The 26,824-nt window shown below is 45.5% G+C and carries 18 protein-coding genes; 8 read left to right on the plus strand and 10 right to left on the minus strand.

Annotation, left to right across the window (positions count from 1 at the left end; genetic code table 11):
• Positions 1–9 precede the first annotated feature (9 nt).
• From CPIN_RS01750 to CPIN_RS01765, 4 genes are all read right to left on the minus strand, one after another.
• A complete protein-coding gene (locus CPIN_RS01750; protein WP_012788030.1) occupies positions 10–1,911 on the minus strand; it encodes a RagB/SusD family nutrient uptake outer membrane protein in 1,902 nt (633 codons plus the stop codon).
• A 19-nt stretch (positions 1,912–1,930) separates the two neighbouring features.
• Positions 1,931–5,317, minus strand: a complete 3,387-nt coding sequence (locus CPIN_RS01755; RefSeq protein WP_012788031.1) for a SusC/RagA family TonB-linked outer membrane protein — start codon at positions 5,315–5,317, stop codon at positions 1,931–1,933.
• 207 nt (positions 5,318–5,524) lie between these two features.
• A complete protein-coding gene (locus CPIN_RS36245) occupies positions 5,525–6,670 on the minus strand; it encodes a FecR family protein (protein WP_012788032.1) in 1,146 nt (381 codons plus the stop codon).
• Positions 6,671–6,707: 37 nt separating this feature from the next.
• On the minus strand, positions 6,708–7,256 hold the full coding sequence (locus CPIN_RS01765) for an RNA polymerase sigma factor (protein ID WP_012788033.1): 549 nt from the start codon (positions 7,254–7,256) through the stop codon (positions 6,708–6,710).
• Positions 7,257–7,729: 473 nt separating this feature from the next.
• On the opposite strand from CPIN_RS01765, the gene CPIN_RS01770 reads away from it, so the two are divergent.
• Positions 7,730–8,686, plus strand: a complete 957-nt coding sequence (locus tag CPIN_RS01770; protein ID WP_012788034.1) for a helix-turn-helix transcriptional regulator — start codon at positions 7,730–7,732, stop codon at positions 8,684–8,686.
• 206 nt (positions 8,687–8,892) lie between these two features.
• Positions 8,893–9,492 carry a GyrI-like domain-containing protein gene (locus CPIN_RS01775; protein ID WP_012788035.1) on the plus strand — a complete coding sequence of 200 codons (600 nt, stop codon included), beginning with the start codon at positions 8,893–8,895 and terminating at the stop codon, positions 9,490–9,492.
• An 8-nt stretch (positions 9,493–9,500) separates the two neighbouring features.
• Here the strand turns inward: CPIN_RS01775 and rnc are convergent, their stop codons facing one another.
• Genes rnc through CPIN_RS01790 form a run of 3 tightly spaced genes read right to left on the minus strand, consistent with a single transcriptional unit; the run spans position 9,501 to position 11,742 of the window.
• Positions 9,501–10,223: a ribonuclease III gene (rnc, locus tag CPIN_RS01780; protein ID WP_223233164.1), complete on the minus strand. Its 723-nt coding sequence runs from the start codon at positions 10,221–10,223 to the stop codon at positions 9,501–9,503.
• A 4-nt stretch (positions 10,224–10,227) separates the two neighbouring features.
• Positions 10,228–11,481, minus strand: coding sequence for a beta-ketoacyl-ACP synthase II (gene fabF, locus CPIN_RS01785; protein ID WP_012788037.1), 1,254 nt, complete (start codon positions 11,479–11,481; stop codon positions 10,228–10,230).
• A gap of 24 nt (positions 11,482–11,505) precedes the next feature.
• Positions 11,506–11,742, minus strand: a complete 237-nt coding sequence (locus CPIN_RS01790) for an acyl carrier protein (protein WP_012788038.1) — start codon at positions 11,740–11,742, stop codon at positions 11,506–11,508.
• Between the two features lie 381 nt (positions 11,743–12,123).
• Between CPIN_RS01790 and CPIN_RS01795 the strand changes: the two genes are divergently transcribed.
• Genes CPIN_RS01795 through CPIN_RS01805 form a run of 3 tightly spaced genes read left to right on the plus strand, consistent with a single transcriptional unit; the run spans position 12,124 to position 17,682 of the window.
• The gene (locus CPIN_RS01795) at positions 12,124–13,212 is read left to right on the plus strand and encodes an efflux RND transporter periplasmic adaptor subunit (protein WP_012788039.1); all 1,089 of its coding nucleotides are present in this window, start codon (positions 12,124–12,126) and stop codon (positions 13,210–13,212) included.
• Positions 13,213–13,239: 27 nt separating this feature from the next.
• Positions 13,240–16,353, plus strand: coding sequence for an efflux RND transporter permease subunit (locus tag CPIN_RS01800; RefSeq protein ID WP_012788040.1), 3,114 nt, complete (start codon positions 13,240–13,242; stop codon positions 16,351–16,353).
• A 15-nt stretch (positions 16,354–16,368) separates the two neighbouring features.
• Entirely contained in the window at positions 16,369–17,682 is a 1,314-nt protein-coding gene (locus tag CPIN_RS01805; protein WP_012788041.1) for a TolC family protein, read from the plus strand.
• 89 nt (positions 17,683–17,771) lie between these two features.
• On the opposite strand, the gene CPIN_RS36250 is transcribed toward CPIN_RS01805, so the two are convergent.
• Positions 17,772–18,533, minus strand: a complete 762-nt coding sequence (locus CPIN_RS36250) for a carboxypeptidase-like regulatory domain-containing protein (RefSeq protein WP_012788042.1) — start codon at positions 18,531–18,533, stop codon at positions 17,772–17,774.
• Positions 18,534–18,754: 221 nt separating this feature from the next.
• Between CPIN_RS36250 and prs the strand changes: the two genes are divergently transcribed.
• From prs to CPIN_RS01825, 3 genes are all read left to right on the plus strand, one after another.
• On the plus strand, positions 18,755–19,672 hold the full coding sequence (gene prs, locus CPIN_RS01815; protein ID WP_012788043.1) for a ribose-phosphate diphosphokinase: 918 nt from the start codon (positions 18,755–18,757) through the stop codon (positions 19,670–19,672).
• Positions 19,673–20,109: 437 nt separating this feature from the next.
• Positions 20,110–23,814 (plus strand): SusC/RagA family TonB-linked outer membrane protein, encoded by a 3,705-nt coding sequence (locus CPIN_RS01820; RefSeq protein ID WP_012788044.1) that lies wholly within the window; start codon positions 20,110–20,112, stop codon positions 23,812–23,814.
• 11 nt (positions 23,815–23,825) lie between these two features.
• Positions 23,826–25,286 (plus strand): SusD/RagB family nutrient-binding outer membrane lipoprotein, encoded by a 1,461-nt coding sequence (locus CPIN_RS01825; RefSeq protein WP_012788045.1) that lies wholly within the window; start codon positions 23,826–23,828, stop codon positions 25,284–25,286.
• Between the two features lie 385 nt (positions 25,287–25,671).
• On the opposite strand, the gene CPIN_RS01830 is transcribed toward CPIN_RS01825, so the two are convergent.
• On the minus strand, positions 25,672–26,151 hold the full coding sequence (locus CPIN_RS01830; protein ID WP_012788046.1) for a YcxB family protein: 480 nt from the start codon (positions 26,149–26,151) through the stop codon (positions 25,672–25,674).
• A gap of 17 nt (positions 26,152–26,168) precedes the next feature.
• Positions 26,169–26,750 carry a hypothetical protein gene (locus tag CPIN_RS01835; protein ID WP_012788047.1) on the minus strand — a complete coding sequence of 194 codons (582 nt, stop codon included), beginning with the start codon at positions 26,748–26,750 and terminating at the stop codon, positions 26,169–26,171.
• Between the last annotated feature and the right edge of the window lie 74 nt (positions 26,751–26,824).

Raw genomic sequence — 26,824 nt, forward strand, 5'->3', positions numbered from 1 at the left:
GGTCAGTACTTAATGATTAGGATTCTTCACCAGCTTAGGGTTATTACTAAGGATATCTGAGCCTATCACAGAATAGTAGTTCCCCAGGTTAAAGCGGTGTGCGGCAGTTACATTGGACGGTTTTACAATTCTGTACACCCATTTACCGTCATTTGCATTACCCGGATTATAGATTTTATACCCCCACATCGCATAGATCATGGTGTTTACCCTGTCAGCTTTACCAAGATTGCTCGTCACATCAGCAGCAGAGATATTTTCCCCGTTCCATACTTTATGTGCGATCCTCCAACGTTTGTTATCAAACATCTCGTGTCCTTCAAAGGCCAGTTCCACACGTCTTTCGTGTACGATCCTGTCAAAGGTCATCTGGGCGTCTGTGAGCTGGGTAGTAAAACCTGCGCGCTCACGCAGCTGGTTAATATAAGTGGATGAAAGACCGGGTTGACCGAGTTCGAAAGCAGCTTCTGCTGCATTTAATAATACTTCTGCATAGCGGAAACGTACCCACCATACATCACTACGGGTACCTATCTGACCAGAACCCACTGTAGGATCCATGAACTTACGAACAAAAAAACCGGTCTGTGCACTGTATTGCAGCCCGTCTACCGGACCATCTGTACCCACTACCTGAGAACTCCTTGGAGATCCCGCAACCGGAATACTGTCTCTGTCGCCAAAGTTATCACCAGTGATAATATTGTATTTACCATCCTTCCAGTACATCACGCCTGCCCAGATGTCTAGTGGAACACCTTTGAAACGGCTGCCAGGTAACATGATCGTGCCACCCAAACGGGCATCTCTGCCAGCGAAAATATCACCCGGATTATTGTAGTACACATAGTCACTGCCGTTATTCGTAGCGAATGGCGCGAACGTGTTATCCAGTTTCTCGTATTGCAGGGCCAGGTTCAGGGATGGATTTACTCTACCTCCCTGTTGTTCCTCGGCGGAAGACCATGGCTGGTTAGCCAGCGTCCAGTCCTGTGTTTTACCTGACTTCAATTTGAAATCCTGTACGAAGATAACTTCCGGGTTGTTTGACTTATCATAGAAGAGTGAAGCGAAATTCTCCTGAAGGTCTTCTGCTTTCTTTTTGTATAAAGAATATTTACCTCCGGTAATCACCGCCTGGGATGCTTCCAGTGCTTTTGTAAAATAAGCAACTGCTTTGTCGGCAGATATGCCCACTTCACCACCCGGCAGACTTACCAGCGGCGTGGATCCGCCATACTTCGCAATGGAACCTGCATATAAAGCAGCTCTTGATTGCATCGCCAATGCGGCGGCTCTGGTTGCGCGGGATTTGATACCGCCATCATCAGGCAATACATTCTTCACGCTATCCAGTTCACTGATCACGAAATCATATATATCGGATTCCTTCGCACGTGCATGTTGCAGGTAAGTAGGATCACCACTGAAGTTATATTCCATTGGTTCCAGGATCAAAGGAACGCCACCCATACGTTTTACTTCTTCAAAGTAAATAGCAGCACGCAGGAAGCGGGCTTCTGCCAGGAAACGGGCGCGTGCATCAGCAGCCAGCTCATTAGCAGCCTGGCATTTCTGCACGAACAGGTTCAGGTCACGGATATAACCGTAATCCCACAAAGACCACCATCCGGTAGGATAATCTACCTGTTTGGTTCTCCAGTACTGACCAGCTTCTGAAGCAAATGCCTCATCAAAGTTGGTAAACTCAGCCCAGTTGGTAATGGTCTGCTGTTCAGGATAACGGTCGTATAAATCAGCCAGTACAGAAAGCACCAGATCGGAGCTTTTCCATACTGCATCGTCAGTAAGCAAATTGGTAGGATCAGTCGTCAGGAATTCATCATCCTTTAAGCATCCTGTTGTTATGATTGAGATGACAGCTGTCAGTATCAGCAAATATTTTTTCATGCTGCGTGTAATTAAATGATCAGAGAGAAAGTTCAAAACCAACGTTCACAAATCTACTTTGCGGATAGGTAAGACCGTTATCATCCACGATTTCCGCATCTATACCCACCTTCTTGAGGTTGTCAATAGAGAAGAGGTTATTCGCATTCACGTAGAAACGGGCTCTTTCTATTTTCACACGACTGAGCACATTTTTCGGAATAGTATATCCCAGCTCCATCGTTCTGGCACGCAGGTATTTAACATTGGTCAGCCAGAAATCAGAATCCCTTCCGTAACTGCTATGACCACCATCATTGAAACGGAGTGCAGGGTATTTACCTGGAATCCAGCGACTGTTAGGGTCCAGTGGATTCTCTCTGTGCCAACGGTCGTTATACAGGTCGGCAAACAGGTTACCACCATTCTGGAATGGATTACGTGTTTCCCAGTTACGGTTGAAGGAATAACCGCCACCACCGGAGAAATCAATACGGCCGTCAAAACCTTTCCAGCTTGCAGAAAGACTAAAACCAAAGTTCAGGATTGGGTTTCTGCCGGTACCATAACCAATCGGACGTCTATCCTGATCATTGATGATACCATCGTTGTTGAGGTCTTTATAAATGATATCGCCTGGTAATAAAGTTTTGTTACCAAAACCATCCACGTTCACAGGATATTTGTTGATCTGCTCCTGTGACTGGAACTGTCCTGCTGATTCAAATCCCCAGAAAGCGTTTACAAAACGTTGTTCGCGTGAGTTGAAATAATGGTCGAGTGAGTTGTTGAATACCGGCTTATAAGTGTTCAGTGTTTTCGGACGCGCGATGGAAAAGTTACCACCGATACTAAAGCTCACGTCTTTCACTTTTCCGGAGTAGGCGATAGAACCTTCGAAACCAGCTACCTGATCACTGTTTACGTTTTCAGATGGCAGATTGTAACCAAGTTCACTAGGTACGAGGATATCGTATTTAGAACCCAGCAAACCGGTTCTCTTTCTGTTAAACACGTCGATCGCACCGGTAATTTTGTCATTGAATAATGCATAATCCAGACCTACGTCCAGTGTCTGACTTACAAACCAGGAGATATTGCTGATAGGTACACCTTTGTTACGGGAGCCGATCACTGCATTACCATCCAGGATAACAGTAGATGCGTTATAGTTATAACCTGCCAGATAATCATATGCACCGATTCCGATGTCATCATCCCCCATTCTACCAAAGGAAGCACGGAGCTTCAGTTCACTGACAGCCTTTTTGCTCACACCGCTGAAGAATTTCTCTTCGCTTACTCTCCATCCACCGGATACGGAAGGGAATGTACCCCATCTTTTATTCGGTGCAAATTTCCAGGAGGCATCACGACGTGCAGAGAGTTCAATATAATACTTACCGCCATAGTTATAGTTTACACGACCGATATAACCGAGTCTTGCCTCTGTATTATCGAAGTCATTGTAAGTATCCATTGTCGAGAAGTAGATCAATGGTAACTGGTTGAGTGTTGGTACGGAGTGTACATAGGTGCTAAGATCTCTTCTTTTGATCCTTTCAGCTACCAGTGTAGCACCTATTACGTGTTTACCAAACGTTTTATTATAATTCAGCTGAGCCTGTAAAGTAGGCGACAGAATGGTTCTGTTACGCCTTTCGCGGTAAGGGTTGGAGCTACCGCCGGTTACGTTGTATGTATCGTCTGCCGGATTGTAGGTATACACTTTATAAGTATACTCATGTCCGTTCATAATTTCATTTGCATAGTAATAAGAGAACAGACCCTTTGCAGTCAGTCCCTCCAGCGGGAACTGATATTCCGCGGTCAGGTTAGATTGTACTACACGCCAGTCACTGCGCCAGTAGCCAGACAATTTTTTATTCTGGAGCGCCCAGTTCTCTGTGTTGTGACCGATGTCATTCGGATAGTCAGGATTATCATTGGCGTAAGGGCGTTCTGTTGGTCTGTTACGCAGGATCGCGAAACGTGCTGCCCAGTAGTCATCACCTCCTGGTACACCTGGCTGATCGCGCGTTTCCACACGGCCATTGATCTGCGCGCCGATTCTGAAACGGTCAGATACGCGGGCGTCGATATTACTCTGTACATTGGATCTTGAAAAAGTAAATTCCCTGCCGAGTACAGAGTTCTGGCTCAGGTGAGTGGCAGATACATAATAATTGATACGCTCAGAGCCACCAGTGAAGTTCAGGTTTGCAGACGTCAGCGGAGAGTTTCCTTTTACAATGAACTTGTACCAGTCAAAGCTTTTATAGCCTGTCTCCGTACCAGCTTTCCACTTGTCCAGTTCTGCCTGTGTGATAGTAGTGTGGCCGGTCTGATTCACATCTGCATCTGCTTTACCTACCATCCATTCATACGCATTGACTGTTTTCGGGAAACGGGTCCAGTTCTGCCATCCTCTGTAAACGTTTACGTTGATGGTGTTGCGACTGCCCAGTTTACCGCGTTTAGTAGTTACTACGACAACGCCGTTTGCAGCTCTCATACCATAGATAGCCGCGGAAGCGTCTTTCAGTACGGTAATGCTTTCAATATCATTAGGAGCGATGTTATTGAACTGTCCTTCATCCTGCTGGATACCATCAATTACATACAGTGGATTACCCATGTTTCTGATCTGTATGGAAGCGCTGGCGCCGGGACGACCATCAGACATACGAAAAGACACACCGGCGATCTTTCCTGCCAGACCAGCACTCACAGTAGAACCGGCGTGTATGCCGTTGAGTTCTTTGCTGGTTACGGAAGAGATAGCGCCTGTTAATGATTCTTTGCGCTGTGAGCCATATCCCACGATCACAACGTCGCCCAGTGCGGTAGACGATGATTCCAGTGTCGTGTTCACAGTGTGCTTACCATTGATCTCTACCTCTTTAGGTGCATAACCTACATAGGTAAAGATGAGGATACCGCTGAGTGCAGGTACGTTAAAACCATAATTACCACTGGCATCGGTAGTGGCGCCTGTAGCGGTGCCTTTCAGCTTAACGCTTACACCAGGCAAGGGTACACCTTTCGGGTCAATTACCTGACCGGTGATACGCACAGGCTGTTGTTGTCCGGCATCAGCAGTGGAGCGTAATCGATTTAGCACAATCTGCCGACCAGATACATGATACTGGAGTTGCAAAGGAAGGAGTAATTCATCCAGGATAGCTGCCAGTGTTTCATGATCAGCAGCTACGTCTACTTTGCGGTCAGACTGGATAAGAGAGGAACTGTAGAGGAATTTGACATCCACCATTTTTTCAATCTGGTTCAGTACTTTACCTACAGGTTGTTGTTTTACTTCCAGGGAGATCTTTTGCTGTAATACTTCCTGGGCTTTGCCGGACCTGGCAAATACGATGGTGGTAAACGACAGGGCCACCAGCAGCTGGTAAACACAAGTACGCATAACGTGGAAGATTAAATCACGGATTCGTAATCTTTTTTTCATAACTTGGATTGTGTTCCTGAATAAATATTGGGAAATAGAATGGCTGTCTCAAACCCAGTGGAGCGGGTTTAAGTCAGATGTGACTTTGGTGTTAGCCAGTGGTACGGCCATACCGCTGGCTATTTTTCATTAAGTACTGCGGTTCATACTACATTTAATCGTGGTTTAGTTTTCAATAACATTTGGGCGACATCCTTTAGCTTTCAGCGTTATTTCATCTCCCTCGATGATACATCCCGCCTCCAGCGCCTTACAGATCAGGCGAATCTTCTCAATTAATGGTTCATCAGTCAGCGAGGCGGTCAGCCTGCAATCAGCCAGTAAACTTTTGTCATAGTTGATGCGTACCCCGTATGCATTCTCTATAGTTGTCATCACACTATCTACCGGCGTATCACTGAATTCAAATGAATAAACTGTTGTTTCGTCCATCTTCCGGGTATTGACCTGTGGAATGGTCTGCAATACCGCTACGGCCAGTGTACTTCTTGTTAATACGGCCTGCTGGTTGGCAGAAAGATTGGCGACAACTTTGTTTCCCAATGGTTTCACTGACACTGCTATTTTTCCTGTTCTAACGTGCACTTCTACCAGGCTATCCTGTTCATATGCTTTTACATTGAAGCTGGTCCCCAGCACATTGATCACCATTTCATTCGCATACACGATGAAAGGTTGCATTGTGTTACGTGATACTTCAAAAAAAGCGGCTCCCGACAGATATACTTCTCTGTTGCACTTCTGATCCGGACAGGCAGGAAAACTGATCCTTGCGCCGGGTTGCAATACGACAGAGCTTCCGTCAGGCAGACTTACTGTTCTCGGGTGTTTCTCTTCATTGATCTCTTCTATTCTTTCCTTCCCTTCCAGTTTTGCTTCCCGCAACAGGCGGCTATATACCGCTGGAGCAGGGGCCGGACGCATCCACCAGATGGCAGCGCCGGCGGCTATACATAAGAGGGCTGCTGCCCAGTACAAAAAATATCCCCGCGATGTTTTCACTACTGTCCTTTCTGTCAGGTCCATCTTTTCCCGGATATTCTCCCACATCAGTTGCTGTTCCTTCTCTTTCAGCCCAAAAGCAGGTAACTGCGCCGCTGCCAGGATAATGGCCCTGGCCTGCAACATCGCTTCCCGCCGTGCGGGATATCGTGCGATTACCTCTTTCCAGTGCGCTTCCTCCCTTCCTTCCTTCACCCATGCCACAAAAGAATCGTCACAGACAAAATCTGCTGTATCGTATACTGAATAATCCATAGCATTATGTGCCTTCCGACAGTAGTTGTAATAATAAAGGCAGGTGAGTTTCATTTTAACTCACTTTTAAGAAAAAAATTTTTGAAGGGTGTTATTTCCAGTTTTCGCGCAGTTTAACGATCGCCCGCTGTACCAGGTTCCGAACAGATTGTTCATTGATCTGAAGAATTCCGGCGATTTCCTCCCAGCTGAAATTGTCATAAAAGCGGAGGCGGATCACTTCCTGGTGCCTTTCAGGCAATTTCGACATAAGGTATTGTAACCGTTGCTGCTGCAACAGATCTTCTTCCGTACGGATCTTCAGTTCTTCAATAGATTCGGTCTGTAAAGGGCTGATAACAGGCACCGGTTTGATATCTGCCAGCCGGTACAACCGGCGTCTGAGAGAGCGGAAAAGATAATACTTGATAGAACTGGTATCAGAGAGATTATTGCGTGTACGCCAGAGATCCCCGAACAGATCCTGCATAGCGTCTTTTACAAGGGCGGCATCGGGTACAAGGTGATAGCCATAGTTATACAGCGTACCTGCATGACGCCGGTACATTTCACTGAAAGCCTGTACATTCCCCTGTTTGAAAGCAGTCCATAGCTCGTGGTCCGCTATGGTTGTCTGGTTGATATTTTCGGACCCCGCCAATTTACCTCGTTTAAAGCTATTGCCTATAAACTACAAGCTATAAAAATAAAATGATACAGTAAACAAAATAAAAAGGGGCCTGATAAAAATCAGGCCCTCCCCAAATTAACCATTAAAAAAACTCATTTGAATTTTGCTGTACCAAAAATAGGGGGATTCTATCCGCCATCTGTTAACCATAAGTTAATGATTTCAAATAATTTCTGATGAAAACGAGGTCATGGGGAAGGGCAAAAAAAGGCCCCCGCAAGAAATTGCAGGGGCTTACCATTTAACCTATATTCTGTACTGTAGCATCAATTTTTCAAATATTTTTCAGGGTGCTTACATTTTAGATTAGTCTGTCATCACTACAATTATCAATCGCTAAAAGTGCTGCCCTCAAATATTTACTTTATCTAAGACTGCTTATTATAACCGAAGTTTAATCGCTGCGGAAAATTTTTTCAATTTTATTCTAACTTGCTGCTGATATGAACAGGATAGACCGTCTTTCCGCCATTCTCATTCAGTTACAAGGCAAGAAAATTGTAAAGGCAGCAGAAATAGCCGAACGTTTTAACATCAGCCTCCGTACTGTATACCGGGACGTCAGGGCCTTGCAGGAAGCAGGCGTACCTGTCGGCGCGGAAGCGGGTACCGGTTATTACCTGGTGGAAGGGTATCACCTGCCTCCTGTTATGTTCAGCAGGGAAGAGGCTGCTGCACTGCTCACCGGAGAGAAACTCATGGCCAACCTGAGCGATCATTCTAATAGAAAGGAGTTCAGCAACGCTATGCAAAAGATCAAAGCCGTACTGAGAGGCAGCGAAAAAGACTTCCTGGAATCGCTGGAAGATAATATTGCAGTTGTCAGCCGTCGTCCTCCGGTAGGAGAGGAGTTTCCTAACCGCTTCCTGTCAGACATACAGCATTCCCTGGGTAAACAGCTCATTCTCCAGCTGGACTACTTCGCCCTGCACAATGAAACCCATACCAAGAGAGATGTGGAACCGATCGGTATCATCTTTATGAACGGATATTGGCACCTGATCGCCTGGTGCCGGCTACGTCATGGATACCGCGACTTCCGGATGGACCGTATAAAAAATGTAGGAGTATCCGCTGACAACTATGACAAGCAGCGTCATATTACACTCAAGGAATATATGGACAGGTACGGGGAGTATGAAACGCAGGCGCACATGGTCAAAATACGTTTCCCGAAGACACATGCCCGTCGTATCGGCGACCAGAAATACTACTATGGACTGGTCGAAGAACAGCTCATAAATGACGAATGTATAGAAATGACCTTCCTGGCGCCCTGCCTGGACTGGTTTGGCCGCTGGCTATTGATATGGGGCTCCATTCCGGAGATCGTCACCCCGGTAGCCCTGACTGAAAAAATGCAGGAACTCGCCCTCGAAATAAAAGCACATTATCTGTAATCCCTCCTGACATAAGGCTGTCACTCCCCCTTTTTTACTTTGTATCAGTAACGATAAATCATTACTGAATGAAGCTACACTTATGGTGCCATTGGTTATTGCTGATTATTGGTATTGCGCACCAGTTTACAATGTCTGATCAATCATGCGTTATCACGCATAAGAATAAACGTGTTTCTGATCCATGCAAAACTAAAACAAGCGTTATGTCTAAAACAGACCTTACCAAAGTACACCGTGAACTGTATACGGCAAAAGTTAAACCCGCGTTGCTATTCGTACCCGCCGGTCATTATCTGGCCATTACCGGCAAAGGCGACCCCGACGGTCCTGTATTTGCGGACAGTACCCAGGCATTGTATACTGCTGCCTATAGCGTAAAGAATGTCTATAAACAATCCACGCAGGACTTTACAGTCAGTAAACTGGAAGGCACCTGGTGGGTAGAGCAGGAGGGCTATCCCCTGGATGTACCCCGTTCTGAGTGGTGCTGGCAACTACTGATACGTATGCCTGACTACGTAGTCAATCCGGTAGTACAACAAGCTCTGAAAGCAGCCTTTGTCAAAAAGCAGCTGTCTTTGCTGCAACAGGTTTCGTTGATTACACTGGCAGAAGGTAAAAGCGTACAGGTACTACATACGGGTCCCTACTCGGAAGAACCGGCCACGTTAGCGATAATGGAGGAGTTTATCAGAAAGGAAGGATTAGCCTATAATGGCAGGCATCATGAGATCTATCTGTCAGATCCGCGTAAAACAGCACCCGCTAAAATGAAAACCATTTTGCGACAGCCGGTAAAATAAATAAGTGATTATTTTTCGCCCAGGCCCAGTAGTTCTATGGCCTGTTGTGCAGCTATCTGGCTGGCGTCTTTCTTATTGAACGCCTTACCACTGCAAATCAGCTCACCATCTACGACAGCACCGACGGTGAAAATACGACGGCCATTATCCATCTGTTCTTCCAGCAGGTCGAACTCAAGGGTCTTGCCGTGTTTATTCGCCCAGCCGTACAGCTTGTTCTTATGGTTCATTTCCACATTTTCCAGTTGTTCAAGGTCAATGTAAGGAACGATCAGCCGCTGGTGTACAAACTGTTTGGTCCTGTTATAGCCTTTGTCAAGGTATACGGCGCCGACAAGGGCTTCAAGCGTATTACCGAAGATCTGGCTGATTTTCAGGAAGCTGTTGTATTTATCGTAGATGGTCAGTTTACGCAGGCCCATTTTGATAGCAATATCATTGAGCTGCTGACGGTTAACGATTTTAGACCGCATTTCGGTCAGGTATCCTTCCGTTTTGTAGGGATACTTTTTAAAAAGGTAGTCTCCTATAATGGCGCCAAGGATTGCGTCGCCCAGATATTCCAGGCGCTCGTTGCTTTCTAGGAACTTCTCTTTGCTGGAACGGTGGCTGAGTGCCACTTCATACAATGAGAAATTGCCCGGGGCAAATCCCAGCAAATTATAAAGGTCCTTGTAAAGGCTCCTTTTCTTAGGAACGAATCGGTATAAAAATCCTGGCAGTAATTTCACACAATCAAGCAACAAATTTTTTGAAAATAACAGATGCATTATGCCCTCCAAAACCGAAGGTGTTACTTAATGCAGCGTTGATTTCTCTATGTTGTGCGACGTTAAAGGTAAAATTTAATTTGGGATCCAGCTCCGGATCTTTCATGAAATGATTGATGGTAGGAGGTACAATACCATGTATTATAGACATAATAGCAGCGATGGCCTCAATTGCTCCGGCAGCGCCTAAGAGGTGCCCGGTCATAGATTTCGTGGAACTGATGTTCAGATTGTAAGCATGTTCCCCGAAAACCTGTTGGATAGCTTTTACTTCCGCAATGTCACCCAGAGGTGTAGACGTTCCGTGCACATTAATATAATCAATATCATGGGGTTGCATTCCCGCTTCTGCTAAGGCCAACCGCATTACATTCATTGCGCCAAGTCCTTCCGGATGTGGTGCTGTAAGGTGATAGGCATCGGCAGTTGCGCCGCCTCCGGCCAATTCAGCGTAAATTTTGGCTCCTCTTGCCGTCGCATGTTCATAGGATTCTAACACCAGTCCACCAGCGCCTTCCCCCATGACAAAGCCATCTCTGTCGAGATCAAAGGGGCGGGAAGCGGTTCTTGGGTCATCATTTCGTTCAGACAGGGCCTTCATCGCATTAAACCCACCTATACAGGCTTCGTTAATAACGTTTTCTGATCCTCCGGTGATCATCACATCCGCCTTACCAAACTGAATATACAGCATAGCCTCAATAATAGCATTGGTAGCAGAAGCGCAGGCAGAGACTACTGAGAAGTTAGGACCTCGGAAGCCGTGACGTATAGATATATGCCCAGCGGCAATATCAAGGATTAACCGGGGAATCAGGAAAGGACTGAAACGGGGAGTTCCATCACCCTGACCAAATTCTTTCATTTCCTGGCAGAAATTGATCATACCACCAATGCCGGAAGCCCAGATCACCCCAACCCTGTCAATATTGACAGTATTGCGGTTAATCCCGGCGTCTTGTACTGCCTGGTCGGCAGCAATCACAGCGGTCTGCGTAAAAGGATCCATCTTGCGTGCATCCTTTTTGTCCAGAAAATTGGTAGCGTCAAAGTTCTTCAGTTCGCAAGCAAAACGGGTCTTGAACTTGGCAGCATCAAAATGTGTAATAGGGCCGGCACCGGATACACCGTCCGTCAATCCCTTCCAGAAGTCGGATATGGAATTGCCGAGCGGTGTAAGTGCGCCTAAACCTGTAACGACTACTCGTCTTGGTTGCATTAAAACAAATCTGATTAAGTAGGATTATTTCACATGTTCTTCCAGGTAGGCAACTGCCTGGCCAACAGTAGTAATAGTTTCAGCTTGTTCGTCAGGAATGGAGATGTTGAATTCTTTTTCGAATTCCATGATCAGTTCTACCGTATCCAAAGAGTCAGCGCCCAGGTCGTTGGTAAAGCTGGCTTCAGGAGTTACCTCAGCTTCGTCAACGCCCAATTTGTCAATGATGATCTTTTTAACTCTTGATGCAATGTCTGACATAATTTTAAGTGTTTTTGGTTTAAAACTTGAGTGCAAAAATATAATTTTTATTGAATTGACAAGAAAGCATACAAATTTTACACCCTAGACTTTAGTTGTAGACGCCCAAAACTCCCTACCACAAAGGATTCCAAGCCCTATTATTTAAACCGGCAAAAGTCCTTTTCCGTCCAAAAAGCCCCTCCTGTCGCACAGACACACACCTATATATATGCAGTTGACAGCACAATAAACACAAATTGCCACTCAACAGCCTAATCTGCCACCTATATACCGATAAAACACAATTAACTTTAATTAACACTGCGGCCATCGTCGCAGCAATCCCATTTATTAAATTTGCCCGGATTTATCCCGTCTATATTAAACCAATACAAGCTCATGGCTGGCAATAAGAAGATCCTGACAACTGTTTTATTCCTGATAGTGGCTGCTGTCATTGTCGGTTTTATCATTAACAGAGTGAATGCTCCAGGGAAAAAAGGGGAAAATGCTCCTGAAAAATCAAATGCGAAAGGTGGCGGAGGCCCGAAAAACCTCCTCGTGGACTACTATGTTGTAAAGACCAGTTCTCTGAACGAGACGATAGAAGCGAGCGGAACCCTGCAAAGCAATGAAGAAGTGCAGGTACAGGCAGAAATTACCGGTCGTGTTACAGGACTCTTCTTTAAAGAAGGTACCCAGGTGGCCAAAGGCGCCCTGCTGGTGAAAATCTATGACGAAGACCTGAAAGCCCAGCTGCAGAAGCTGGAATTACAACGTGAACTGGCTAAAACCACACTCGAAAGACAGGAAAATCTCCTTAAAATAAATGGTATCAGCCGCCAGGACGTCGACGTTACCCGTAACCAGGTAAGCGCTTATGGCGCTGATATCGAATATACCCGTACTCAGCTGCAGAAAACGGAACTCCGCGCACCATTCTCCGGTCGCCTCGGCCTCCGGAATGTCAGCCTCGGCGCTATCGTTACACCTGCTACAGTTATTACCACCCTCCAGCAGATAGATCCCCTGAAAGTAGACTTCTCCGTACCGGAAAAGTACCGTACAGCTATCGCACAGGGTGATGTGGTAGATTTCAAAGTAGCCGGCGATAACCAGACGTATAAGGGTAATATCTATGCCCTCGATCCGAAAATCGATCTGTCTACGCGTACCATCAGGATCAGGGCGATCGTTCCTAATGCCGGTAAATTGCTGCCAGGCGCCTTTGCACGTGTACTCATCGCACTGAAAAATATGCCCGACGCTATCATGATTCCTACCCAGGCCGTAATACCTGGTACGCGTGATAAAAAAGTAGCGATCGCTGACAGCGGAAAAGCGAAATTTGTAGTAGTAGAGACAGGCATCCGCAATGCAGACAATGTACAGATCACCAGCGGACTCAACGTAGGTGACACCGTGATCACCAGTGGTATTATGCAGATCAAACCAGGACTGGTGCTTAAATACAATGACGTTAAATAGGCCTCCGGACAATTAAAGCTATAGATTATGAGCCTTCCTTCACTCTCTCTTAAACGTCCCGTATTTGCTATCGTGATGAATATCATTATTGTGATATTCGGCCTGGTGGGATTCAATTTCCTGGGGGTAAGGGACTTCCCCGCTATTGACCCGCCTATCGTGAACGTGCGTACTTCCTACGCCGGCGCCAACTCCGATATTATCGAAACCCAGATCACCGAACCGCTGGAGAAATCCATCAATGGCATCGCGGGTATCAAAAATATATCCTCCAGCAGCAGCCAGGGTTCCAGCAATATCACGGTTGAATTTGAACTAAGTATTGACCTTGAAGCTGCGGCTAACGACGTGCGCGACAAAGTATCTCAGGCACTTCGTAGTTTGCCGCCGGATATCGACGCGCCGCCTGTTGTTTCGAAAGAAGATGCTAACTCTGATTATATCCTGTCCATGACAGTACAGAGTAACATCCGTAACCAGCTCGAAGTAACCGAATACGCCAACAACGTATTGCTCGAAAGATTACAAACCATTCCCGGTGTCAGCTCCATCCGTATCCTTGGTGAAAAGAAATTTGCCATGCGCCTCTGGATGGACCCTGCCCGTCTATCGGCCTACAGCCTCACGCCAGGTGATGTACAGGCTGCTCTCTCACGTGAGAACGTGGAACTGCCCTCCGGTAAGATCGCCGGTAATGCAACTGAACTGACCGTACGTACCTTTGGCCGTCTGAATACAGAAGAAGATTTCGACAACCTTATCATCAAAAATGACAACGGTAAAGTAATCCACTTCCGTGATATCGGTCAGGCCATACTCGGACCGGAAAACGAAGAAACCATCCTGAAAGAATCAGGCGTACCGATGATCGCATTGGCACTCACGCCACAACCAGGTTCAAACTATGTGGCCATCACAGACGAATTCTATAAACGTTATGAACAGTTAAAGAAAGATTTGCCGGATGATATCACCACCGATATCGCGATCGATAACACGAAGTTTATCCGCAAATCCATCGAGGAGGTGGAAGAAACACTGATCATCGCACTCGGTCTTGTGATCATCATCATTTATCTCTTCTTCCGCGACTGGCTCATGGCCTTCCGTCCTTTGGTGGATATCCCTGTGTCACTCATTGCCGCATTCTTTATCATGTACGTCTGCGGATTTACCATCAATATCCTGACCCTGCTGGCGATCGTACTCGCTACCGGTCTGGTGGTGGATGATGGTATCGTGGTCACGGAAAATATCTATAAAAAAATCGAAGCCGGTATGCCGCGTATGAAAGCGGCAAAAGAAGGTTCTGAAGAAATCTTCTTTGCGGTGATCGCCACATCTATTACACTTGCATTCGTATTCCTTCCGATCGTATTCTTACAGGGTTTCGTAGGACGATTGTTCCGTGAATTCGGTATCGTGGTAGCAGGCGCTGTATTGATCTCCGCATTTGTATCCCTGACGCTCACACCCGTACTCAACGTAAAACTGGGTCGTAAAACACATAAACACTCCTGGTTTTATGAAAAGACAGAACCATTCTTCACCGGAATGGAATCTGGCTATGAGCGTGCGCTGGAAGCATTTATGAAGATCCGCTGGATGGCGACGCTGATCGTATTGATCTGTCTTGCGATGATCCGGATCATGTTCACAAATCTCCAATCAGAACTGGCGCCCATTGAAGACCGTAGCCAGTTCCGCCTGTCTATCAGCGCACCGGAAGGAACTTCCTTTGACTATATGGAAACCTATATGAACCGTCTCACACAGTTCATGGTAGACTCCATCCCTGAGAAGAAGATCCTCATTTCCGTGACATCTCCGGGCTTTGGCGGTGGCGCTGTTAACTCCGGTTTTGCCAACGTCGTACTGACCGAACCTAACGAACGTCAACGTTCGCAGAAGGAGATCGTGAATATGGTGAACAAGAACATGTTCCGCTTCCCGGAAGGTAAAGTATTTGCGATCGAACAACAGACGATCCAGGTAGGACGTCGTGGCGGTCTGCCGGTATCGTTCGTACTACAACATATTAACTTTGACAGTCTTTCCTCCGTACTGCCGAAGTTTCTGGAAGAAGCAAATAACAACCCGACGTTTGCTGCAATCGACGTGGACCTGAAGTTCAACAAACCAGAACTCCGTATCCAGATCAATCGTGCGAAAGCAAGTGAACTGGGCGTATCTGTTGATGATATTTCACAAACCTTACAGCTCGCACTGAGTAACCTCCGTTACGGCTATTTCATCCGTAATGGTAAGCAATACCAGGTAATGGGACAGGTATTCCGTGGAGCACGCGATAAACCAACCGACCTGCAGAACATCTATGTACGTAACAGCCGTGGAGAAGCGATTCAGCTCGACAACGTGGTAACGATCGATGAGGAAACCAGTCCGCCGATCATCTATCACTTTAACCGTTATAAATCCGCCACCGTATCTGCGAGTCTTGCACCTGGTAAAACGATCGGAGATGGTATCAACGCGATGTATGCTATCTACGACAAACTGAAACAGCAGGGTGTATTAAATGACAACTATGTTTCAGCGCTGGCCGGATCATCGCGTGACTATGCAGAAAGCGGTTCCAACACTATGTTCGCACTGATACTGGCACTGGTACTGATCTACCTCGTACTGGCCGCCCAGTTTGAAAGCTGGGTCGATCCGTTTATCATCATGCTGACGGTACCGCTGGCATTCGCAGGTGCATTGCTGTCATTGTGGATATTTGGTCAGACCTGGAACATCTTCTCCCAGATCGGTGTAATTATGCTGATAGGGCTTGTTACGAAAAATGGTATCCTGATCGTGGAATTTGCCAACCACAAACGTGATGAAGGTATGTCCAAGGCAAAAGCAGTAGTGGAAGCATCTGCTATGCGTCTGCGTCCTATCCTTATGACCAGCCTTGCGATGGCCCTCGGTGCATTGCCGATCGCCATGTCATTAGGTGCTGCGGCTACCAGCCGCATCCCGCTGGGTATCGTGATTGTGGGTGGTATCATATTCTCACTGATCCTGACCTTATTCGTAATTCCGGCGATGTATACTTTCCTGTCCAGAAGAAAACCTGCGGCAGAAAGAAAAAGTGAAGAAGAAGAAGAGGAGACAGCCTCTGTGCACGCATAAATTATCAGCAACTACATGAAACGAACACTTTTATATCTCTCTTTGCTGCTTTGTTCTGCTGCACATGCACAGCAGATACTGACGCCGGAACAGGCAATAGATGTCGCATTGAAGAACAACTATGATATCCGTCTTGCAAAAAGTGATGCAGCTATCACTGCAAATGATTATGCATATGCTAATCTCGCCTTTGCACCGCGTGTGAACGGAACCGCCAATAAAGTATGGAATGCTACGCAGACCAAACAGGAATTCGCCAACGGCAGTAAACGTGATACTTCCGGTATCCGCGCCAGCACTTTAAGTGCAAACGTGAGTCTTGCATGGACACTGTTTGATGGTTTGAAGATGTTTGCTACCAGACAAAAACTGGAGTCGCTGCGCGATCTCGGTGAACTGGCCGTAAAAGACCAGGTGATCAACACAGTCGCCAATGTCATTGCCGGCTATTACAACGTTGTACAACAGAAACAACAATTGCGTAATCTCTCAGAACAACTGTCTATATCAGAAGAAAGAGTGAAACTGTCAGATGCCAAGTTCCAGACTGGTCTGGGACCAAAGACAGACTGGTTACAGTCTAAGGTAGACTACAATGCGCTCAAGGCGTCCTATCTGCGTCAGCAAACCTTAATCGAACAGAGTAAGGCCACATTGAATCAGCTGATGGCCGTTGAAGCAGGCAATACACAATACGATGTGATGGATACCATTCCACTGAATATGGATCTTTCCTACGGCGGATTAAGACAACAGGCGTTAGAGAAAAACACCGGGATTAAAGTGGCACAGCAGAACCTGACTGTATCACAACTGCAATTGAAGGAAAGCAAAGGAGATTATTTCCCTGTGATCAACTTCAACTCTGCATACAACTATTCCCGCGTTAATTCCAACGCAGCCACCAACTCATTCAGTCCGGTGTATAACCAGAATGGCGTCGTGAGTTATGGATTTTCTGCAACGATTCCGATTTTCAACGGATTGAATGTAAGAAGACAGGTGAATGCGGCAAAACTGAATGTAAATTATCAGCAACTGGCACTGGATAACACCCGTACAATTGTTGACCTTTCCCTGATCAGCGCTTTCAAGGATTATGAATATTATAAAACAGCCGTAACACTGGAAGACGAGAACCTTGGATTAGCCAGAGAAAACGTGATGGTAGCGATGGAACGATTCAGACAAGGGGTAAGCACGGTGATAGAAATGAAAGAAGCACAACAGAGTCTAGAAGATGCTTACAACCGCCTGATCAATGCACGGTACAATATCAAACTGGCGGAAACACAGCTACTGAGATTAAATGGTATGCTGGTGAAATAAAGAAAGTGGATGCGTAACACTTATAAACGAAGAAGAGGCTGCCCCCCATATGGAGGACAGCCTCTTTCTATTTATTGAATAATGTGTTGTTATTCTTCGTCAGGCTTCTTCGCCGCAGGAGGAGCCGCTTTATCCAGCTGATAATGCTTGAAATTTTCCTTAATGAACAACATCAGGTCATAATCTGTGGCCTCCTTTAAGAACTGATAACCGGGTCTGTAACGCAGCATAAAGGTATCCAGTTCATCGCCGCTCAGCTTCGTCATCCTTTCTACAAGTTCAGGGCTATATCTATCGTCAATATATTTCTCTTTCTCCCAGTATACCAGCTGCTCCTGGAAGTGCTCTTTACGCTTACGCGTCTTACTGGGCACAAGATAAGTCAGAGCAGTAATCGGGTTGGAAGGCAGCGTTTTAAGCACATCAACAGCGCCTGGTTTATGGTAATTGAAGTATTTACCATACTCCTCACGTGTGGCTAGTGAATCCTTTGTATGATCCTTTCCAATTACTTTATGTTCAGTCAGACCGATCACCTGACGGGTCATATAGACATTGATAAACATAGAAGTAGTGGGAACGTTGATATCCTTTTTGTAGTAACCTAACATAGAGAATTCCAGGGTATCGCCTGGCATTGCATCTATGGCAAAACGACCGCTTTCGTTGCTGACAACGCCTGAACGTGAAGTTTTATTAAGAATGGTAACCCCCGGTACACCTGTTCTGCTATCAGCTTCAGCTACCATACCCGACACCCTTACCTGCGCGCTTGCGTGCTGCAGAAAGAATAACAGGTACAAAAACAGTGCTCCGATGCTACCGGAAAGTTGTATGAATCGTCTAGGCATCGCTCAAAATTAATTTTCCCAGCGCAAATGAAAAGTTAAAAAATAGTTCTCGTTCGACAGACTACAGTCCCACAGTTATAGGAACAAGCAATAAACTTAGGATTTTTATTTCTAATAAACGGTCTCTTCCTTATGAATTGACAATAAATTCCCGATCATACGCCTTGATAATCTGTTATATAAAAAGTATATTATTATCTTTAATCCTTATTTCAAAGACTATGCCTCACAGGATCTTGTTTGCAACTCAACGTTATCAGTATCTGAAAGACAGATTATTGACGCTTGTTCCGGAATGGGAAGAAGGGAAATTGGATATCCGGGATTTTCCTGATGGGGAACATTATCACCGTATCAATTCCAATGTCACCAACAAAGAAGTGATATTACTGGGAGGTACGATCGATGACAAGGAGACATTAGAACTTTTTGATATTGCGCATGGCTGTATCCAGGAAGGCGCGTGCGCTGTCAATATCGTCATTCCGTTTTTCGGTTATTCCACAATGGAAAGAGCGGTAAAATCAGGAGAGATTGTGAAGGCAAAGACCAGGGCAATCCTGTTTTCGACACTTCCGCCCACCACATCGGGGAATAAAATACTGATGCTGGATCTTCATGTGGATGGCATTACCTACTACTTTGAGAATAGTATACGTCCTGTACATCTTTACGGGAAAGACCTGGTAAAAGAAGCGGCGCTTGAAATAGCCGGCGACAGACCTTTTGTGCTGGCCAGCACAGATGCCGGTCGTGCGAAATGGGTAGAATCCCTCGCCAATGATCTGCATGTATCAGCAGCATTCGTATTTAAAAAACGCCTCTCCGGAGAAGAAACACATATCACGGCGATCAGTGCCGATGTACAGGATAAACTGGTGATCATCTATGATGACATGATCCGTACAGGAGGATCGCTTATAAACGCAGCAGAAGCCTATTTACAGGCAGGTGCTTCAGAAATAGCCGTTATCACTACTCACGGAATTTTTGCCGGAAATGGCTTTAATAAGATCAAACAAAGTGGTATTATCAAACGGGTGATATGTACCGATACTCACCCCAATGCCCTCACGATTAAAGATGAAATGCTCACAATTAAATCTGTAGATAAGCTTATCGCAGATTACTTTAACTAGCAATACTCAGTACCAGCAAGTCTTTTTAGAGTATGCCATTGGCAAGGTGTTTGATATACAGCGCAATAGAAGGGATTGCTCTTGTAGCGGAAGACCATGCCCTGGCATGTCGTGCCGTATAATACAGGGAAGGGACAAATGATGAATGGCTGTTGCATCCTCTATTTTCATCTAAGCTAGCATAAAAACGAAATGTACAATTTACGCCGGATAGCTATACCTACGCATTGCAGGCACAGGTATGGACTGCCAACTGATGAGATGAATGAGCACTGTTTTCTTCATATATCGGAAATAAATCAGTTGCAGGCTCATTGTGAAAGGCGATTACGTTGTATTATAGTTAGCAGAGACGATATCGAAGTTATCATAGCAATATAGATAGAAGCAGCTGCCCCTGCTTCAAAAAAATTTGTAACCAAATCTTACTATATAAGATGAGAAGCCATGTACTCAACTGGTTGTGGCTGTGCTTTGCCTTTTTCTGTAGTGTAAAACCCACGAAGGCAAACACAAGCGTTAACCACTCTTTTTACGAAACCAGCGCTGAGCTAAGTAAATATCAGCCCGCAATTACAGCCTTTCAACAGAAAGATACCACTGTAAAACCCACTACCAGTCCGGTAGTTATTACACCTTCGTCATCTTCAAAAGATACTTCTGGTAAACAGACGAAGGATACTGCAAAGCCTGCTGCTGCATCTCCGGTAGTCATTACACCGAACGCTGCCGCGAAAGATACTTCCGGCAAACAAACAAAAGATACCAGTGCCCCGGCTACTGCGTCTCCTGTTGTGATCACGCCAAATGCAGATACCAGCAAGCCAAAGCAGGATTCTTCTTCAGCATCCCGCACGGACAGTACACGTACTGCTGCTGCTAAAGACACAACAACAAAACCTAAAAGTGACACTGCATTGATATTACCTGCCGATCCTAACACGATCAAGCAGACAACCGGTCAGTTCAACCTGAAAGGCACAGTGAAAGAGGCCGGAGGAGCAGCTATTCCTGGTGCTCAGGTTGTCAATCTCAGCACTAAACAGGGTGTAGCAGCTGGTATTGATGGTACCTTTACACTAAAGGCTTCTTTGAAAGATACTATCAAAATTTCCTCCGTGGGATTCGCAGAACAGTCCATTCCACTTGACTCGCAAGAACCACTCGCAGTGAATCTCGCACCTGCCTCAGCTGGTAAGAAAGAGTTGAAAGAAGTGGTTGTGACCGCACTCGGTATCCAAAAAAATACACGCGCTGTCGGTTATGCAGTAGAAGAAGTAAATGGTAGCGCTGTACAGGAAGCAAAAGAAGTCAACTTCGTAAATGCGCTGACCGGTAAAGTACCTGGTCTGCAAGTTAACAGCAATACGGGTTCCATGGGTGGTTCCACTAAGATCACAATCCGTGGTGTGAAATCCATTCTCGGAGATAACAACGCATTTGTTGTTGTAGACGGAACACCATTTATCAATAACAACACTAATCAGGGCGGTCAGCTCAACGGTGGTGGTGGTTACGATTTTGGTAGCTCACTCCAGGATATCAACCCTGAAGATATCGACAACATCTCTGTATTGAAAGGTGCTGCCGCAACGGCTCTGTACGGTAGCCGCGGTGCTAACGGTGTCATGCTGATCACTACGAAGAAACGCCCAGAAACTTCCGGTGGTATTGGTGTAACATACAGCATCAATGCACAGGTAGATCAGGTATATGTATTGCCTAAATACCAGAACGAGTATGGTGGTGGCACCGGTGGTAAATTCGATACACTCTATTACAACCAGCATCCGGAAGGCTTCCTGAATGAAGGCGCAGCAACATATGATGACAACAATGGATTAGGCCGTTATGACCTGCTGGTAAAATATTATGATGATGCATCATGGGGACCTAAATTAGATGGTCGTCAGGTACGTCACTACTGGTCATGGGATAAGAATAAGGGCAATCCTGATTTCGGTAAAACAGCGCCATGGTCAGCGAATCCTAATAACGTGAGGGATTTCTACAGAACGGGGTTCACACTCACCAATAATATTGCCATGGCGGGTAACAATGATAAAGGTTACTTCAGATTGTCCTATGGTAATATGACACAAAACTTTATCCTGCCGAATGCAGAAATGCGTCGTAATAACTTCTCATTTAATGGTGGCTATGAGGTAGCAAAAGGATTGAAAGGTGTAGCCTCTATCAACTACAGCGCGACCAAAGCAAACGCTCGTCCAGGTACAGGTTTCACAGGTCCTAACCCGACTTTACAGTTCACCATGTACGGACAGCGTCAGCTGGATATCGAACGTGAAAAGAAGTATCAGTATGAGGACGGATCACAAATCACCTGGAACCGTAAATCATGGAGTGATCCAGCTGTAGCTTCCAGCAATGGTCCATACTGGAACCGTTACAAGGACTATGAAACGGATAGCCGCAACCGCTTATTCGGTAATGCAGGTCTCGATTGGGATGTGGCAAAATGGCTGAGCATCAGTGGCCGTGTATTCATGGATGACTACAATACACTCGAAGAGGAAAGATCTGCGAAAGATTATCTGATCGGTGGTTATATCAAAAGAGTACGTACTTCCAGAGAAATGAACTATCAGTTAACTGCGAATATCAATAAAGACTTTGGTAAAGACTTTAAACTGAATGCGGTAGTAGGTGGTAATATCATGCATCGTAAATGGACGACTACCGGCGGTAGTACTGTAGGAGGTCTGATCATCCGGGATGTATATAATCTGAATAACTCTGTGCAGACAGCACAGCCGATTGATGAGTTCTTCGAAAAACAAATCAATTCCGGATTTGCAACAGCGTCTCTCGGTTATAGAAACTATCTGTTCCTGGAACTGACCGGACGTGCTGACTGGAGCTCTGCATTGGCCAGTGAAAACAATCCATATTTCTACCCCTCAGCATCTGCATCCTTCGTGTTCTCAGATCTGCTGAAAGACTGGAAATGGCTGAGCTTCGGTAAACTGCGTGGAAGTATTTCACAGGTAGGTAGTGATACGGATCCGTATCAGATCTATGATACTTACCAGTTCATTCCTCCATTCGGTAACTTCCCGGCTACACAGCTGACATCAGTTAAATACAACAAGACACTAAAACCGGAACGTACGAGAGAATACGAAACAGGTATCTCCCTGAAATTCCTGGATGATCATATCGGACTGGATGTTACTTACTATGACAGGATCACCAAAGATCAGATCATTCCTTTGCCGATCTCTTCTGCAAGTGGTTTTACCAGCACCATCGTAAATGGTGGTTCTGTACAGAACCGTGGTGTGGAAATAGGACTGAACCTGAATCCGATTCGCCTGAAAAATGGTTTCCGTTGGGATATCAATGCTAACATCGCCCGTAACCGTAACAAGCTGCTGGACCTGGATATTCCGCAATACAACAGCTCACTGCCTGTATTGCTGATCGGTACAGACCGAAGAACAACGAAAGTGTCTGTAGCAGCTTATGTAGGTAAACCAATGGGTACCTTACTGGGAACTGATTATGTATACGATGCACAGGGCCGTAAAATCGTCGGACCTGATGGTCTGTACAAGATCACTGACAATCCTGTTCCTATCGGTAACGCCTACCCTGATTTCACCGGTGGTGTAACCAACAGCTTTACTTATAAAGGTATTTATCTGTCTGCCCTGGTTGACTTCCAGCACGGAGGTGATTTCTTCTCTTACACAAACATGTATGGTAAAGGTTCCGGTCTGCTGGATATCACTGCTGCGAATGGTGTGAGAGAAAAAGGCATCATTGCAGAGGGTGTAACTGAAGATGGCAAACCAAATGATGTAGTGCTGGATGCAGCTACCTACTTCCAGAATAACGAAGGTAAAAATCTGAGTAAAGCGAATCTGTACGATGCGAGCTACATCTATCTGCGTGAAGTAAAACTGGGTTATAATCTGCCGGAAGGATGGTTCAAAAAAGTAGGCGCACAGACCGCAAGAGTGTCTCTGTACGGACGTAACCTCTGGCTGATCAAATCCAATGCACCAAACGTAGACCCTTCGAACATTATCAACTCCTCTTCCAATATACAGGGGATTGAAGGTGGTGCCTTACCATCACTGCGTTCTTATGGTGTTAACCTGAATGTATCATTCTAAAACTGAGTTCAATGTTAAAAAGATTCTTAATATACGCATGGCCGGTATTATTCATCTTTGTGATGATGGCAGGATGTAAAAACCTGGATGAGATCAATCACGATCCAACCAAACCTACAGAGTCAGAGCCTGCATATCTGTTGACCAGCGCTGAGAAAAATGCGATGGATTTTATGTACAGCACTTTGCAGAATGGCTATATCGGTATGCACTATGCACAGTTCTGGTCCGCCAATTCAAGGGTGAATGACAGTCAGTATGCTATTGATGAAAATAACAATACGGCTTTCTGGAATTCAATGTATGTATCCTTACACAGCCTTGATAGAATAATAACAATCAATAATCAGCGGGGTAATAATCCGGCTGCTAAAAATCAGAATGCCATTGCCGGTATTCTAAAAGTATGGTTGTATCAGGTATTAACGGATTCATATGTAAACATTCCTTACTCACAGGCATTAAAAGAAGGTGATAATATTACACCTGCCTATGACAATCAACAGGCTATTTACGCTTCTCTGATCGATACACTGAACCAGCAGATTACAGCACTTGATCCGGCTCAGCCTACTTTCGATGGCGGTGATGTAATATATAACGGCAACGTGACGAAATGGAAAACACTGGCGCATTCACTGATGCTGCGACTGGCGATCCGTATTGCGGATGTATCACCAGACAGGGCAAAAACGATCATTGAGGCTAATTATGCGGCAGCCATGCAGAGCAATGCTGATAACGCGAGATTTAATTATCTGGGTGCAGCACCTAATAAATTTCCCATGAGTGATGTGGACAGGGAAATCCTTGATTTCTTTGTGAGTAAAACACTGGTAGATTACATGGAAAGTGTAAACGATCCACGCTTGCCGATATTCGCCCGTCCAGCTCCTGCCGATACCTTGATCAGAGGCCTTGAATACGGTAGAAGCGCAAATGATCCGGGTAGGTTAGCTCCCGCTAATTACTCTTATCCTGGCAGAAGGATCTATTCGGACACTATGCCAGGGCTGTTGATGACTTATCCGGAGGTAGCATTTATACTCTCAGAAGCTGCCGCCAGGACCTGGAACGTAGGAGAACCGGCACAGGCATTTTACGAAAAAGGAATCCGTGCTTCTATGGAATTCTGGGGTATTACAACAGGTATTGATGAATACATTGCCGGAGTACCATTTACTGCCGGTGACTGGAAAAATGTGATCGGTACCCAGAAATGGCTGGCGCTGTATCCGCAGGGATTCCAGGCATGGTTTGAGCGTCTGCGTCTTGACTTCAAAAAACCGAATGGAGATTCATTGTTCATAGCGCCATATTCAGGCTCTCTGGACCAGAATGTACCATATGTACCATCCCGTCTGACTTATCCTTTGGGTGAGCGTACACAGAATGCGGATTCTTACCAGAAGGCGGCTGATGCGATCGGAGGTGATACCAAAAAGAGCAAAAGCTGGTGGGATAAAAACTAAGGAACACAACTATCCTCATAAATCCCGAGCCCCGGCCACAAGCCGGGGCTTTTTCTTTGTATAAGAGATAATACACCTATAGTTATGCTTCGTTAGTGCTCCCTTTTTATCGGAGCATTAACGTTGGATGAGTATAGTCAGACTATATTAATACTATCGCCATAGTATTCCCAAAGGTAAGCCTGATTTCTGCGGCTGCATGACGTCAGGCAACTACAATATGAAGCCCTTTTTACAGGCATGTAATCAGGAGGCAATATTAACGGAGGAGACGAGGCTGACGGATATTATTCAGACGCTGTTTGGGGCTTATTTACCACATACGGTTGTTTCCCGGACATACTTATCCAGTCCCGGTGTTAAAGGGCCATTTTACCAGTAAAACTTAATTGATATGATCATTTGCCAGACGGCTGAACTCCTCGTGTGCGTCGGCAGATTTGAACGCGCTGGTTGGTACGAGGAAAAAATTCTTTTTACCACGATAGAGGAAGAAGAAGTTTTTGGCTTCTACGACCCGGGTAAAAGTGCTCCAGGAGAGCAGGCGTTGTTGTTCACTGTTACGGGTGGAGATGGTGATCCCTTCTTCTGAATATTTCAGGTGGATATCGTCTTTAAAGGTAGCGGCCTTATTATAGATGGAAACGGGCAGCAGGAACCAGAACACCATAATGATGAGTACCACCATTGAGACAATCCCTATCAGGGCGCCTATTGTTACTATTTTAAAAGCAAATCCGGCCAGTGTGAAGGCCAAAAGGATGAAGAGTGTGTTGCGGAATACTTTTATTTCTCCCAGCTGCAAAAAATGATAGCGTAATGCATTCAATACCTCCTCCTTATTGTAATTAAACTCCAAATGCATTATGGCAAGGCAAACTTTTATTTATTAACAGGAAGGGTCATCTGACTCTCCATATCATCTCTACGGCTGACAGGCGCGTATTTCTTACGGTTGGCAACTGGTTGTTTTTTAACAGTGCCGGAGGAACCATCGGAGAGGTCATCCTCGCTCAAACCTGGAAAATTATTCTTTACGAACTGAAAATACTGTTGTAAGGTCTTTGGATCTACTTTGAAAGGAAAGGCCAGCTCGTTGCCGGTTAGTTTCGACAATTCATTGCTATTGATCCGGGATTCGTTCTGCAGGTACCATTTATAGAGATCCAGGATACCTTTTTTGAGCTCCTCTTCATACATTTTATCACCATCCTGATCCTTAGGTAACATCCACACGTATTCTTCCACCCTGGTCGGGCGGGTTACTTTGGTTACAGTTACCGTCTTCTCGTCGCAATTAGCATTCTTATTTCCGGCCTTATCGCCTTCCTTCTCCTTGTCTTTCTCCTTCTCTTTCTCTTTACCGGCTTTGGTTTTATCCTCGTCCTTCCATTTTTCGCTATTTGCGCTTGCTGATGCGGCTGAGGCAACGGAGACCAACAGCAGGAACAACAGCTTCTTCATAGTGTAAAAAATTTGTAAGACTAAAAATACAAAATCCAAATTATAAATCCCAAACTAATTGTCCGGCGGGAGGG

Source organism: Chitinophaga pinensis DSM 2588 (assembly GCF_000024005.1).
GTDB lineage: Bacteria > Bacteroidota > Bacteroidia > Chitinophagales > Chitinophagaceae > Chitinophaga > Chitinophaga pinensis.